The organism is Streptomyces sp. NPDC086549, assembly GCF_044746205.1.
In the GTDB taxonomy this organism is placed as follows: domain Bacteria; phylum Actinomycetota; class Actinomycetes; order Streptomycetales; family Streptomycetaceae; genus Streptomyces.
In genome coordinates this window covers 241570-255459 of sequence record NZ_JBIVBS010000010.1, presented here as the reverse complement: position 1 = coordinate 255459, position 13890 = coordinate 241570, and the positions used below count along the sequence as shown (strand labels likewise).

Below are 13890 nucleotides of genomic sequence, written 5' to 3'. Positions count from 1 at the left end.
GATGGCCGCGGAAATACCGCCGGCGGATGAGGGGCTCGGGGGCCGCCCGTGCGGTGCGCCCGGGGCACGCGCTGGGCAGGAGACAAGCGCCAGGGGGAGCCGTGGCAGCGCGGGCGTTGCGGACCGTGCCGTTGGCCGGGGAGACCACCGCGTCGCTGATCCACCGCATCGCGGCCCGCTACGGGCTGACGCTCAGGGACGTGCTGCACCTGTGGACGTGCCGTAACTCCCCTGCCCGGCACGACGACGGCGGCGGGGTGCGGGCCGATGCGGAGCTCGTGCTCAACCCGGCCGGACGGCAGGTGCTGGCCGAGCTGTGCCGCGTCGCGCCGGAGGTGCTGGCGGCGCGCTTTGCCGGCCTTCTCGGTGGACGACGCCGAGATCACTACTGGCAAGGAGGCCGGGGTGGCGCAGGCGCGGTGGTGGGGCCGGCCTCGTTCGGCTGCCGTCTGTGCACGGCCCGGCGCACCGGAGAGGCGGTGCGCGTGGTGCGGTACGCGCCGCGCTGGCAGCGGGTCTGTGTCCGGCACGGGTGCTGGCTGCTGGACGCGGACGCCGACCAGCCGCTGGAACACCTCGATGTGCGCGGTGTCCCGAAGGTGGCAGCGGCGCAGCGGCAGTGTGCATCGGACGGAAGCGAACGCATCACCAAGGCCGCACTCGACGCGATCCGGCTCGACCACCTCGCCGAAGAGCACTACCGCGCCCGCACACCCACCCGCCGCACCCGGCGCAGCACGTGACCGTGCCCGCTCCCAGCCCGCACCCAACAGCCTGTCCAGACGCCGTCCTCACAGCCGCCAACCCCCACACCCGCCACAGCCCGGCCTCCCCCACCTGACCTGCCGCAGCCTGATCACCTACCCCGAAACCCTCACCCTCGCCCAAGCCGGGCTACCGACGAAAGGCGGCTCGTGAGGTGAGGGAATGCTGGTCCCGGGGCAACCGCGCTCTAACCGTCGCGGCGCCGCTGCCCCGATAGAAGACGCACGCCCCGACCACCACAGGAAGCCGTTGAGGCAGGCGCGGCCGAGTACGACGTCTCGTGGGCGCTGGGACGGCGAGGCCGTCCACGGCGTCGCCGCCGTGTACCACCCGGACAGCGGCGAACGCGGCGATCTCGTGGTGACCGTCATGTACGGCCGGTTCCGGCGAGCCGACGCTGCCGATCACCCGGCCCGCTCCTTTGAGCCGGGCAATCTGACCGGCCCCAATTCAACGTCGGCGTCCTGCGTCCGTGGCCAGTCCCGCCACGCGCATCACACACCGTGACGAACAGTCAGCGCGCCTGACGAGATGCACCGCTCAAGTTCGAAGACCCAACAAACCCCCACAATCAACCGTCTCTCAAAACCACTGCCCCGAAACCAAGAGATCGCAGTTCGGAACGCGGGCCCCGCCGGCATGGAATCCAGCGAGACCCTTCAAGAGCTTCTTACCGGCGTTCGTCAGATCCTGGAAAGATCCAGAGATACTTCTTGCGCCAGCTTGCGGACGTGCGTGTTTTCGGCGAGCGTTCGATATTCGGACGTGATTCTACTCAATTCGCTCCGGATGAAATTCGAGCCTGCGAGAATGAAGTCGTCGACGGTGACGACGAGTTCCGCGTCAAAGTATGTCGGGGTAACGCGCAGCAAATCTCCCTCCAGGGAAAATTCGATGACCTCGTCATTCTCGGTGAAGTCGATCCGGCCCCTGGCGTCACCGCCCCTGGCGAAGATCATCACCTGCTGCATGTTGTACATCACGTCGAACAGCGGCACCCATCCCCATGGAGGCCCCACCTCGACCCCGGAGTGCGAAATTTCGACGGTGCCCAGGAAGTAGTACCAGCGCAGATCGGCTTTCGATACCGCGGCCAGACTCTTGCCGTCCACCCGTTCCCGGCCATGAGGACCGTAGTCTTCACTTGGCGTGAATGTGATTTGCACTGCGTCACCTCACAGGGAAGGCGTTACGGACGTAGTTGAGATCAGGATCGTAGTAGACGCGCATTGTGTGAAGTGGCTTCCTGCTTCTTGAGCGATCGAATCCGATGGGTTCCTCGTATGTGAACTCCATGACGATGCCATCGCGATTTTGAGTATCCGTTACCTTCTTCCCTCGCGTCAGGACGTCCTTGATGATTGCCGCGCGTGAAGCCGGCGTTGTCTCCGGGAGCCATTCCGTCTTAGACGTGTCGCTGGAGAACATTCCCTCGGGCGTGTGGCCGTTAACGATATGGGCGTCGTTGATGGTCAGGTTGTCTAGGTCGAAACATCCGGCATTGTGCACCAGGACCGGAGTGTTTCCTGCCAGAACGTAGTACGTGTGAAGGTTTTCGACGGTGAGATTGTAGGTACGCATGTGCTGGTCGAAGGCACGGTTTGCCTGGACCCGCACCGTACTGCCGTCGGCGCTCAGGAGTGTGGAGCCAGGTGTGAGGTCGTGGGCCTTGACCCACTGGTGCGCGGAGGGGCTCCAGAAAGGGTGCTCGTAAGTGGCGGTCAGTTTCCGTAGCCCGCCGGGCGTGGCGATGCTGAGTTCGTCGAAGTGTTTGTCGCCGTCGGTGATGATGAGGCGGCTGACCCTGCTGGGTGCCGTTCGGCCGGTGCGCGGGTCCGTTGCCTGGACAACGTCGCCCCGGTGGACCGACTCGATGTTCTTCGTACCGGCATTGCCCATCAGGACCTTGGTGCCTGCCGGGAAGCAATGCGTGCAGTTCGACATATTCCGCCAGCGGCGTAGGTCCTGGAGCGCCTCCATCCCTCGTTCGAGGTACTTGAACTTGGACTTGAGCAGGAGGTCTTCGCCGAGTTCAAGGCAGGCGATGGCGTCGCCGTGCTGGCAGTTCTCGAGCTGTCCGAGGCCGAGGAGGTCCTTCTCGATCGCCCAGAGCTGCTCGGCGGCGACTTCGGCGCCGGGGCCCATGGAAAGGAGATCGCACAGGACCTCGTTGTGCTGGCAGTAGCGCGGTGTGTTGTGGATGGCCTGGCAGCCGAGCATGCCGCACCGGTAAAGCTCCTCGGCCTGATGCCCCGCGGAGTCCTCGGCGGCCTTGCGTTCTGCTTCCTTCTTCTGCAGAGCATCCTGGAAGGCGTCGGTGAAGGCCTGCTGGGCTGCCTTGGAGTCCTTTCCGGCGGCGAGTGCGGAGGCGCGGGCCTGGTCGGCGGCGGTGTAGGCGGCGGTGGCGGATGTCTGCGCCCACTGCGCGGAGCCGGCGGCGTCCAGAGCGGATTTGGCCGCGTCATTGGCGGACTGGTTGGCGGAGGCGGCGGCCTTTGCGGCGGTGCGGGCGGAGGCGGCTGCCTGGTCGGCGGATGCCTGTGCGTCCTTGGCGGACTTGTCTGCCTGGTCGGCGTAGTTCTTGGCCTGCTTCGCCGACGCATCGGCCTGCTTGGCCCAGTCCGCGGCCCTATCCTTGGCCTTGGCCGCGAGGGCGGCGGCCTTGTGGGCTTCGTTGGCGTTCTTCTGGGCGGTGGCCGCAACACTGGCGGCGTCGGCGATCATCTGGGCGATCTGGGCGTTGTGGGTGGCACTGAGGTAGTCCTGGCGCTGAGCCTTGTACTGGCCGACCTGGATGAACTGGTGCAGCAGGTCATCGGGGCCTTCCAGCGCGATGCGGGCTGCTGATTTGACCTGCGGGCTTCCGCTGGCGATCAGCTGGGCTGCGCTGACACGCTCGTCCTGGGTCTGTGCCTCGTACTGTCCGATGGTGAGGAACTGCCGGAACTTTTGCGGGTCGTTGGAGTTCAGAGCCTTGGTGCCGGATTCCTTCACCACCGGTCCGCCGGTGGAAATGATCTGGGCGATGGCCACTCGGAAGTCCTGTGCCCCGGCGTCGTACTGGCCGGTGGTCCAGAACGCCGCGACGTGCTCGTCGGTGCCCTTGAGGGCTTCCTCGGCGGCGCTGCGTACGGAGGCCAGGGAGCTTTCCTGTGCGAGGGTCTGCACTTGGTAGCGGTCGTCCTGCCAGGCGGCCTCGGTGCGGCGGGTGCGCAGGTAGTCGATGACGTCGGTGTCCGTGCCCGCCAGGGCGAGCTCGGCGGCGGCCGCGCTCCACGGGCCCGCGGTCTGCATGGTGGCGAGGGCGACCTTGCGGCCGGCCGGGACCAGGGTCTTGAGGTCGGCGTCGGGCTGTGCCGCCTGTGCGGCCAGGCTGCGGGCCTTGTCGTCGGTGTCCTTGACCTGCTGGTCGGCTGCGGCGTCTTCGGCTGCGTGCTGGTCCTGCTGGGCCTTGAGGTCCTTGGCCTGGGCGATGCCGGCGTTGGTGCGCTCGGTCAGCTCCTCCGTTTCGATCTTGGCGGCGATGTCGTGGGTCTTCTTGGCCTTGGTGACGGCGTCGGTGGCGGCGTCGGCCGCGTCCTGGGCAGACTTTGCGTGCTTGGCCGACTGAGTTGCGGCCGTGGCCGCCTCTCCGGCGTGCTTGGCCGCCTCATCGGCGTCCTTGGCGGCGTTCTCCGCGTGGGTGGCCGCATCGTTGGCCGCATCCCGCGCCTCGTTGGCCGCGCCGGCCGCCTCGTCGGCCAGGGCAGCTGCCGCGTTGGCGGCACGGTTGGCCTCGGCTGCGTGCCGGCGGGCTGCCGCCGCCTGGGCCGCGGCCTCGCTTGAATGCACGCCGGCCTGGGTGGCGTAGTCGTTCGACTGGTCGGCTGCGTCAGCGGCGGCGTCGGCGTTGCTGCCGGCATCGGCTGCGGCCCTTGCTGCCTTGCCGGCTTCCACTGCCGCGGTGCCGGCCTGCTTGGCGGCGTCTGCCGCCAGCCGCGCTCCCTTGGCCACGGCGCGGGCGTCCTCAGCTGCCTTGCGTGCCGCAGACGCCTTACCCGCGTCCGACGCCGCGTCCGCGGCGGCGCTCTGGGCCCGGGACGCGGCCTGTGCCGCACCCACGGCAGCCGCAGCAGCCTGTTGCGCCGCATTGGCCGCCAGCCGTGCACAGTTGTTGGCTGCGGCTGCTGCGTCGATTGCTTCCTGCGCTGCTTGCGCGGCCTGCTTGGCCGCAGACGCGGCCCGGTATGCCGCCCCGGCGGCGCGCAGGGAGTCGTTCTTTGCTTCCTTGGTTTCCGCGGCGGCCTTCTGCGCGGCCTCCTTGGCAAGCTTCGCCGCCGTCACGGCGTGCGCAGACGCCTTCTTGGCCGCGGCAGTCTGCGCAGCCGCGCGTTCGCCGGCCTTCTTGGCCTGCGCAGCGAGCTGCGCGACCGTGGCGTGCTCCTGGTCTCGGGCGCGCGCCACGTACTGGCCGACCTCCAGGAACTCATGAATGTCGGCAGCCGAACCGTTCAAGGCGATACGGCCGGCCGCCGCCACGTTCGAGCCGCCAGCGCCGATGATCTGCGCGACCTCGACCCGTTCGTCCTGCTCCCGCCGCTCAGACTGCCCGGTCGACAAGAACGCCTTGATGTCATCAGGTGTCCCGTCCAGTGCCGCACGGCCCGCTTTCTGGACCTCCGGACCCCCCACGCTGATGATCTGCGCGACCCGCACCCGCTGATCCTGGAGGTACGGATCCTGCCAACCGTCGTCCAGGAAGTCTTCTACGTCGCCCTGGGTGCCGTCCAGAGCCTTGCGGGCAGCCTCCTGCAGGCTGCTCCCGCCCACGCTGGCCAACTGCGCGACCTGTACGCGCTCGTCCTGGAACCTGAGGCCGTTTGCCATACCCAGGAAGTGGTGTACGTCGCCGTCGTCGCCGGTCAGCGCGACCTCTGCGGCGGCTCGTACCTCCGGTCCTCCCGTTGACCACAGATCGACGACCCGGGCACGGTCGGACACCTCAGTGGTGCCACCACCGTCTGCCGGAGCGTTGTCGGCCAGGGCCCGGGCGGGTGCCCCAGGCAGCCCGGCAGCAAGGGCAAGGGGCAATAGACAAAGACAGAGCACGCGTATCGCATGCCAAGCCGTTCTCGCCGCGCTACTCGCGGCACTCTCTCTACGCAACTGTCTCTCCGCATCGTTCTTGCAGGTGCAGTCAGGCGCCACGACAGGCGACCGCTGATGAGGTAGAAGAAGCCACGCAGGCGAAGGCACCCGCGTGACAGCTCTGGGTCTGCCGGGAACCGGCAGACCCAGAGCCACTGACAGTGCAGGCTTCGGATCTATCGGGCGTTGTAGCCGAAGCGGCTGCCACTGGCGGGGAGTCCGCCGGGTCCAGCGAAACCCGGTAGCTCGTCGGGGCCGCGGCTCTGCATACGTTCGGCCGCATGGCTGACGACTGCTTCGGGCATCCACGACTCGCCGCGATCTACGATCCGCTCGACCCGGACCGCAGCGATCTCGATGCCTAGCTCCGGATCGTGGAAGAGTTCGGGGCACGCCAAGTTCTGGACATCGGCTGCGGCACAGGGGTGTTCGCACTTCTCCTGACCGACCGCGGGATCGGCGTCGTCGGCATCGATCCCGCCCAGGCATCCGTCGACGTCGCCCGGGCCGAACCGGGCAGTGAGCGAGTGCGCTGGATCTACGGTGACGCCACAGCCCTCCCGCCACTGAAGGTCGGCCTCGCGACGATGACAGCCAATGTCGCCCAGGCCATCGTTGATCCGGACACCTGGCAGAAGACGCTGCGGGATGCCTACGAGGCACTGGGGCCCGGCGGCCACCTGGTCTTCGAGACCCGTGATCCGGCCAGACGCGCCTGGGTAGAGTGGACCCGCGAGAACTCCTACCGCGTGACGGAGATCCCGGGCGTAGACGCCGTCGAGAGCTGGGTCCAGCTGATCGAGGTGAGCTGGCCTCTGGTGACCTTCCGCTGGACCTACGTCTTCGCAGCGGACGGACAGGTGCTGACGTCGGATTCGACACTGCGCTTCCGAGAGCGCGAGGAGGTCGAGACGGACCTGGTCGCCCACGGCTACATGGTGGAAACGTTCGCGATGCGCCTGACCGGCCAGGCAAAGAGTTCGTCTTCCTCGCACGACAACCCTGATCCTCAGTGAGCTATGCCACTCGAACTTCGATGGCACACGCTCAAGGTGGTTCGATCACAGGACACCACCGCACGGGCGTCTCCATGGTGGGGGTCTCTCCAAGACCTTGAAGCACCGTGCAGCCGGCTCGGTGGGCGCTGACGAAGCTGGCATTGCGCCAAGCAGTGACAGGGTGCCCTGTACGGCGGCGGGTGGCGGTGGCGGCGGCCGCCCTGGAGGTTCTGAGAGGCGACTGCCGGTTCCCGGTATTCAGATCGAGGGCCACATGGTCCGGCCGGCCGCGAGCCCGCCCTTGCCGTCACCGGCGTACAGGCGCAGGTCACCGCTGGAGGACAGGGCAGCGAGGTCGGCCTTGCCGTCGCCGTTGAAGTCGCCGCCGAGCACTTGGCGCACGGAGCCCCAGGACTTATCGGGCCACATCGAGCGTGGCTTGTCGAAGGTGCCGTCGGCCTTGCCCGGGTAGAGGCTCAGGCCGCCGTCCGCTGCAACGGCGGCGATGTCGTCACGTCCGTCGCCGTTGAAGTCGCCCGTGGTGAGGTGCTTCTTCTTCCAGGTCTTGTCCGGCCACATCGACTTCTTCTGGTTCACGAGATTGCCGTCGGCGTCCCTCTTGTACGTGTAGAGGGAGCCGTCGGGCCACTGGAACAGCGGAGTGTCGTGTCCCGGGGTCGCGCTGTGCAGGGTGGCGACGGGCAGGCCATCCTTCCAGGCGGGGTCGCTCCACAGCTTGGCTCGCGTCCACATCGTCGGGACGATGGAGTGCTTCGAGGCCAGGTAGAGATCCCCGCCGTCCTCCACGGTGATCACCTCGAGTCCGGTTCCGGCCTCGAAGTCGCCCGCGATGAGCTGCTTCTGGCTGGTGCGGCCCAGCGAGTTCAGGTAACTGCCGTACTCCAGCGTGCCGTCGGAGCGGCCGGTGAAGACGTCCACGGTGCCATTGATGAGACGGGCCGCGATGTCGTCACGTCCGTCGCCGTTGAAGTCAGCTGCCGTGACGGCGTCGCTGACGTGGTCCTGGCGGGTCTTCAGGCGTACCTGCTGGACCCAGTCGGCGATGTCGTCGACCCGGGTGGCGACGGCCCCCGTGCGGGTCTCCTCGGAGCCGAAGCACCCACCGCTCCAGGAGCGGGCGACCACCGCCACCAGCCTGCCCCGGCCGTCGAGCACTGGGCCGCCGGCGTCTCCGGGGCACAGCGCGCCGCCATCGGAGCCGGGGGAGATCGCCAGGGTCGAGGCGTCCACACTGTTCACGTCGAAGGACGCGGTGTGCGCCTGTCCGGGAACCCACTCGTCCTTGGTCCGCCCGTACCCGACGGCCCTGAGCTGTGCCCCCGGGACGGGAGCGGCGCTGCCGACCGTGGGCGTGGCGATGCCGGGAAACGGCCCGTCCAGGGGGTTGTCAAAGGTGGCCGGGTTGTCGATCCGTGCCATGACCAGGTCGCGGTCGGGGTGCGGGACGAGTTCCAGGACCTTTTGCTTGACCGTCTCCGTCGCGTCGGGGCTGTTGCCGTCGACGGTCACCACAGTGGTGTGTGCGGGAGCGCCGACGGGGACTTGGCCGCCCTGCTGGGGATCGGTGGCGAAGCAGCTCGCGGCGGTGAGCACCCACTGGGTGTCGACCAGGGCGCCGGAGCAGCTTCGTTCGTCGTCCCTTCCGACGTTGATGTGCACCTTGAGCGCATACTGGTCGGCGCTGTCCACGACCTGGTCGCCGACGACGGACTGGGCCGGGGGCGCGAGCATCAGTCCGGTCGTGAGGCCTGCTGTCAGGACCCCGGCCGTCCACACCGTGCGCTTCGCGCGCGAACGGGGCTGTGTCACGTCTTCCTCGAATCACAAGGCCTGTTCTGCGGATGCAGCAGGCGTGTCGGATCCGTGCACGCATCGCGCACGGAGGATGGGCGGTGGCTGGTCAGCCGGTGACGCGCAGTTCGACGAGCACCGACTTGGCACCGCCGACGGTGCCTTCACCGACGGACTCGTATTCGCCCTTGGGTACGTCGACCGTCGTGGTCCTGCCATTGGCGGTGAGGTCGGCGCTCACCGGGTGGTCTGCCGCCTCCACACCGAAGACGCGCGGAAGTTCGAGTGTCAGGCGGCCGGTCTTGGCCGTGGCCTTGAAGCAGTAGGTGTCCCGGCGGCCCACGGAGTCGTCCTTGACCGTGAGCACGCGGATCTGCTGGGCAGCCTGGTCGCAGTCGGCGAGCATGATGTGACCGTCGCCCTTCTTCAGCTTGATCCCCTTCTCCGCGAGGATGCGGTCGGCCTGGGGATAGCCGTAGTCCTCGACCAGGACGGGCGGAGCCGAGGCGGGCGGGGGTGCAGGCGGGTCGTCGGCGGCGGCGACAGTCACTCCCGCCAGCATGGCGAAGCCAGCCACGACCGCCGGGACAATGAGTTTCCGGGCACGGAAAGACACGCAGAAGCCCTTTCAGGAACGGGTTCTCGGGCAGAGCGGATCCCGCCCGGGAATGCGATGAACGAAAAGCCTGGTAACGCGCCGAAGAAATCAGACGAGTGCCGGACCACGGTAGGCAGGCCCACGCTGTTGAGGACGCCTCAGAACAACCCCCCGTAATGGCGTCAAGAATGCACGGCACCTACGTCTGCACAGACAGGAAGGCGCGTCACGAAATCCCCTGGATGCGTGCCACCGTTGGTCAAGCGGCGGCATGGCAAGCACAAGATAGCCACAGCTTGACCCTTCGTCAAAGTCGTATAGCCCCAAGGGAATCGGACCAGATCTGATGCAAATGCGGGCCCGAAGGTTGTGTGCGAAGGACCATGAGATGACTCACATTGTCATGTGCTGCTTGAGCTGTGGTCGGCCGACTACCGTGTGCGGCAAGTAATTCTTGCCGCGAACAGCTTTCTGCGGTCGGTTCTTCCCGACGACAAGAGGGCTGGCAAGGGGTGCAGCGCGCCGTGCGGTGTCGCACGGCCGACCGTTCATGGCCCGTCGGTCCGCTCACTGACCGGAGCGAACCGAGCGGTGCCGGCATTCGTCGAAGTCACGCAGTACCCCTGCGGCACTTGCACCGAGGGGGAAAAGGACGCGGATGAAGAGGCTAACCTCAATACCGGTAACTTAGGGGCAATCCGGTCGTTGTTGTTGATGTGCCGAGAGCGGGTCAACTGAAGTCATCTGGTGAGTGATTGCCGGACCGGGTCGCGGTCGGGGTGCTGACGCAGGCGTTTCCTCCGTCGCTTGTGGACGAGGTGCTGTTGAGACGGGTCGGGTGCAGCAGCGGAACCGGCTGTTGCCGGCGCGGCTGGTGGTCTATTTCGTCTTGGCGATGTGCCTGTTCTCGGGGCAGAGCTATGAGGAGGTCGCCCGACTGCTGACCGCGGGTTTGCAGGGTGCGCGGCGTTGGCGTGTGTCGTGGAAGGTGCCGAGTACGGCGGCGATCTGCAAAGCCAGGTCTCGGTTGGGCGTGACGCCGCTGCGGCAGCTGTTCGCGCGGGTGTGCCGTCCGGTTGCCACGCCGGGCACTCAGGGTGCCTTCTACCGCGACTGGCAGCTGACCGCGCCTGCGCGGCGGGCGCGGCGGACGCGAGGGCGGCCGTCAGTGCCAGCACGAGGACGGCTCTCGGCCCGCGTGCGCGCAGGACGGAGTACGAAGGTGACCGCATGGGCCCTCCTGGGTTCGGGGTCTTGGGCGGCTCAGCCCTTGCCCGTTGGGGTGGGAGATGAGGTGATGAAGGACTGGATCGCGGTGGCCGCGGCCCCGCGTGCCCACTCCTCGAAGGGGAGCGGGCGGGTCCGTACGTCGCACTGCGCGGCCGAGCCGAAGGCGGCCGCGGCGAACGAGTCACGGATCTGATCGGCGAACAGGTCGTAGGCGGCCAGGCCCTCGCCGGAGATGATCACGCGTGCGGGTCCGAGCAGGTTGGCCACGGTCGCGATGCCACGGCCGATGGCCTCCCCCGCCCTCGCGTAGACCTCACGGGCCCCGGGGACCCCCTGGTGGGCGAGAGCGACGGCCTCGGCGGCATCGGCCACCTGTCGGCCCGTCACTTCGCTCATCCCGGCGAGGATCGCGGCGTCCCCCGCGATCGCCTCCACACAACCACGGTTGCCGCAGTGGCACAGCGGCCCGGTGGGGTCGATGGCCACATGGCCGATCTCGCCCGCCACGCCGTGCGCGCCCGCGACCACCCGGCCGTGCACCACGAGGCCGCATCCGATGCCCGCGCCGACGGTGACGACGGCGAAGTCGGACAGCCCCACACCGGCGCCGAACCACTGCTCGGCGACCGTCAGGGCGCGGACGTCGTTGTCGACAGTGACCGGCAACCCGGTGGTGGTGGCGGCGAGTTCGGCGAGCGGTACGTCCCGCCACTCCAGGAAGGGCGAGTAGCGCACGACGCCCTCGGCACGGTCGACGTCACCGGAGACGGCGAGGCCGAGGCCGAACACCGGCGCGCCGAAGTCGTCCGCCTCCAGGCGCAGTTCCCGCACCAGCTCCGTCACGGAGGTGAGCACCGCCCCGGTCGCGCGGTCGGTCAGCGGGACGCGCCGGGCGAGGCGGATCCGGCAGCAGAGGTCGGTCAGCACGCCGATGATCTCGTCGCCGGTCACCTTGACGCCGAGGAACAGCGCCCGTCCGCCGTCGACACGCACCAGGTTCGCGGGCCGCCCGAGGGCGGCGCGGGGTTCGTCGTCGGCGTCCTCGACCAGGTATCCGGCCTCGATGAGCGGGCGGACCGCCTTGGTGACGGCGGCCGGTGACAGTCCGGCCAGCCGGGCCGCCTCCAGCCGGGCGAGGGGGCCGTGGGACAGGAGCGTGGTGAAGACCTGCGAGGCGGCCGGCGTGTGCGCCGGGAACGTCTCGGTGCGGGAGGTCGAGCGCATGGCCGGGAACCTAGGGCCATTATTTTCCGCTGTCAATAAAAGAAACAGCGGTGACGGGAAAGGAAGTTGTACCGGGGGGTGACATGCGGGTGCCCCGCGCATGGCGGGGCACCCTGGTCTGCCGTGGTCCGTCTGCCGTCAGTGGCGGGCGGCCGGCGTGTTGGCGGCGGTGACGTTGACCTCGGCCCACGCCTTGTCCACCGTCTGGTACTCGACGCTGGACGCGCCGTAGAGGTCCTTGGCCGCCTTCAGCGTCGCGACGCGCGCGTCGTGGAAGTCGGTCGAGGAGACCATGTAGCGGGTCAGGGCGCGGTAGAAGATCGCCGAGGCCTTGGTGCGGCCGATGCCCTGGACCGTCCCGCCGTCGTACGTGGGCGAGTCGTACTTGACGCCGTTGATCGTCTTCTGGCCGCTGCCCTCCGCGAGGAGGTAGTACGCGTGCGAGGAGACGCCGGAACCCGCATGCACCTCGGTGAAGTACACGGCGGGCGACCAGTAGTCGATCGTGCCCTCGAGCCGGTCCAGCGAGGGGTGGTCGAGGCGGCGCAGGAACTTCTGGGCCAGGCCCAGCTTCTCGCCGATCAGGTAGTCCGGCGTGTCCTTCGGGTTATTGGCGGAGAACTCGACGTTGGAGCCGAAGATGTCGGCCAGCGACTCGTTCAGCGAACCCGGCTCACCGTACTGGTTGCCCCGCGTGTCCTCGAAGGTCGGCTCGAGCTTCGCGGTCGCGTCCACCACCCCGTGGGTGAGCTCGTGGCCGGTGACGTCGAGGACGACGAGCGGCTTCTTGATCTGGCGCCCGTCACCGTCGCCGTACAGCATGCAGCCGCACGTCGGGTCCCAGAAGGCGTTGGCGACCTTGCTGCCCCAGTGGACCATGGCCTTGGCGGGCTTGCTGTTGTTCGCGATGCCCTTGCGGTTGAAGGTCTTCTTGTAGAAGTCCAGCGTCTTGGTGATGCCGAACTGGGCGTCCACGGCGGCGCTGGCGCGGCTGGAGGTCGCGCCGTTGCCGAAGGTGCTGGTCCGGCTGGTGATCTTCTTGCCGGCGCCGAAGCTCTCGGTCTCCGAGCCCCGGGCGTCACGGGTCTCGGTGCCGTAGCGGTTCGGGTCCTTCAGCAGGAAGGTCGTGCGAGCCGTCTGCTGAACGGTCAGCCCGACCGTGCCGACGAAGAGCGACTTGCCGGTGCCCTTCACCGTCTTCGGGTAGGCGGTGGCGCCGGACACCGACGAGGCCGACGACGACAGGGACGACGCGCCGAGGCCGGCGGCCTCGGTACCGAGACCGGTGGCCGGGTCGATCGACTCGCCCCGCTTGCGCAGGGTGTCGAGCAGCTTCGGCGACAGGAACTCGTCGCTGACGGGCGCGTTGCTGCGCACCTTGCCGGTGACGGCGTCGACGACGACCGTCCGGGTGCCGCTGCCCTCGGTGGTGCTGCTGTCGGTCACCGTCACCTGGTAGGCGAGGGCCGAGGCGCCCTCACGGGCGTCCACCACGAGCTGGGCGCTGCCCGCGTCACCCTTGGCGGCCGCGGCGGCCTTCTGCTCCGCCTGGTCGGCGGTCAGCTTGGCCTGCGCGGTGGCGGGCTTGACGGTGTGTTCGGCGGCGCGGGTGACACCCGCGTACGCCAGCTGCCGGGAGAGGTGGACGACGAGGTCGCCGCCGAGCACCGGCATTCCATTGTGGGTCCGGACGAACCGGACGTGCCGGGCACCCTCCGGGTCGATCATCACGTCCTGGGCGTGAAGCTGGTCGCCCTGGGAGACGCCGGTCGCCGACGCGTGGGCGAAGGCGGCGGAACGCGCCGCCGACACCACCGACGCGGTCGTCGTGGTCGCCGACGTAACGCCGTGCTCCACCCCCGTGGAGGGACCCGCGAATGCCGTACCGGCCAGGCCCGTGGCGGCCGTCGTCACGGCGACGGCAACCGCCACGCTGCGTATGTGCGGTCTACGCACTGATCAGGGTTCCTTCGTTCGAAGGCAGCCGGGATCACCAACCGCCTTACGGCATGGCGCCGTTGGGCACCATGGGGGCTGGTCGGGCCCCAGGGTGGAACCCTTGCGCAAAAGTCATGACCACGTAAAGCCGGAATGATCGCTTTCACTGCCTTCTATGGCAATCTTTTACGAATGCCT

At 68.3% G+C, this 13890-nt stretch carries 8 protein-coding genes and 2 pseudogenes; 4 read left to right on the top strand and 6 right to left on the bottom strand.

Features of this window, described 5'->3' with window-relative positions; all coding sequences use genetic code 11:
* The first annotated feature begins 101 nt into the window (after positions 1-101).
* Positions 102-743, top strand: a complete 642-nt coding sequence (locus ACIPSA_RS29325) for a TniQ family protein (RefSeq protein ID WP_402639684.1) — start codon at positions 102-104, stop codon at positions 741-743.
* 705 nt (positions 744-1448) lie between these two features.
* On the opposite strand, the gene ACIPSA_RS29320 is transcribed toward ACIPSA_RS29325, so the two are convergent.
* Together ACIPSA_RS29320 and ACIPSA_RS29315 are read right to left on the bottom strand one after the other, a co-directional pair.
* Positions 1449-1931, bottom strand: coding sequence for a hypothetical protein (locus ACIPSA_RS29320; protein ID WP_402639682.1), 483 nt, complete (start codon positions 1929-1931; stop codon positions 1449-1451).
* 4 nt (positions 1932-1935) lie between these two features.
* Positions 1936-5745: a polymorphic toxin-type HINT domain-containing protein gene (locus ACIPSA_RS29315; RefSeq protein WP_402639681.1), complete on the bottom strand. Its 3810-nt coding sequence runs from the start codon at positions 5743-5745 to the stop codon at positions 1936-1938.
* Between the two features lie 428 nt (positions 5746-6173).
* Between ACIPSA_RS29315 and ACIPSA_RS29310 the strand changes: the two are divergent.
* Positions 6174-6898, top strand: a pseudogene (locus tag ACIPSA_RS29310) (class I SAM-dependent methyltransferase).
* A gap of 250 nt (positions 6899-7148) precedes the next feature.
* Here ACIPSA_RS29310 and ACIPSA_RS29305 read toward each other — a convergent pair.
* Both ACIPSA_RS29305 and ACIPSA_RS29300 read right to left on the bottom strand, forming a co-directional pair.
* The gene (locus tag ACIPSA_RS29305) at positions 7149-8720 is read right to left on the bottom strand and encodes an FG-GAP-like repeat-containing protein (RefSeq protein ID WP_402639679.1); all 1572 of its coding nucleotides are present in this window, start codon (positions 8718-8720) and stop codon (positions 7149-7151) included.
* Between the two features lie 91 nt (positions 8721-8811).
* Positions 8812-9279: a hypothetical protein gene (locus ACIPSA_RS29300; protein WP_402639677.1), complete on the bottom strand. Its 468-nt coding sequence runs from the start codon at positions 9277-9279 to the stop codon at positions 8812-8814.
* A gap of 426 nt (positions 9280-9705) precedes the next feature.
* Here ACIPSA_RS29300 and ACIPSA_RS29295 point away from each other — a divergent pair, with 426 nt between their 5' ends.
* A complete protein-coding gene (locus ACIPSA_RS29295; RefSeq protein WP_402639675.1) occupies positions 9706-10038 on the top strand; it encodes a hypothetical protein in 333 nt (110 codons plus the stop codon).
* Positions 10039-10051: 13 nt separating this feature from the next.
* Positions 10052-10300: pseudogene (locus ACIPSA_RS29290) on the top strand (transposase domain-containing protein); the annotation flags it as partial.
* A gap of 263 nt (positions 10301-10563) precedes the next feature.
* Here ACIPSA_RS29290 and ACIPSA_RS29285 read toward each other — a convergent pair.
* Both ACIPSA_RS29285 and ACIPSA_RS29280 read right to left on the bottom strand, forming a co-directional pair.
* Positions 10564-11754, bottom strand: a complete 1191-nt coding sequence (locus ACIPSA_RS29285) for an ROK family protein (RefSeq protein ID WP_402639673.1) — start codon at positions 11752-11754, stop codon at positions 10564-10566.
* Positions 11755-11892: 138 nt separating this feature from the next.
* Positions 11893-13686 (bottom strand): M4 family metallopeptidase, encoded by a 1794-nt coding sequence (locus tag ACIPSA_RS29280; protein ID WP_402639672.1) that lies wholly within the window; start codon positions 13684-13686, stop codon positions 11893-11895.
* Positions 13687-13890: the final 204 nt, after the last annotated feature.

Coding starts and splice junctions, on each gene's coding strand:
- ACIPSA_RS29285 (WP_402639673.1), bottom strand. CDS start 11,754: ATGCGCTCGACCTCCCGCACCGAGACGTTCCCGGCGCACACGCCGGCC.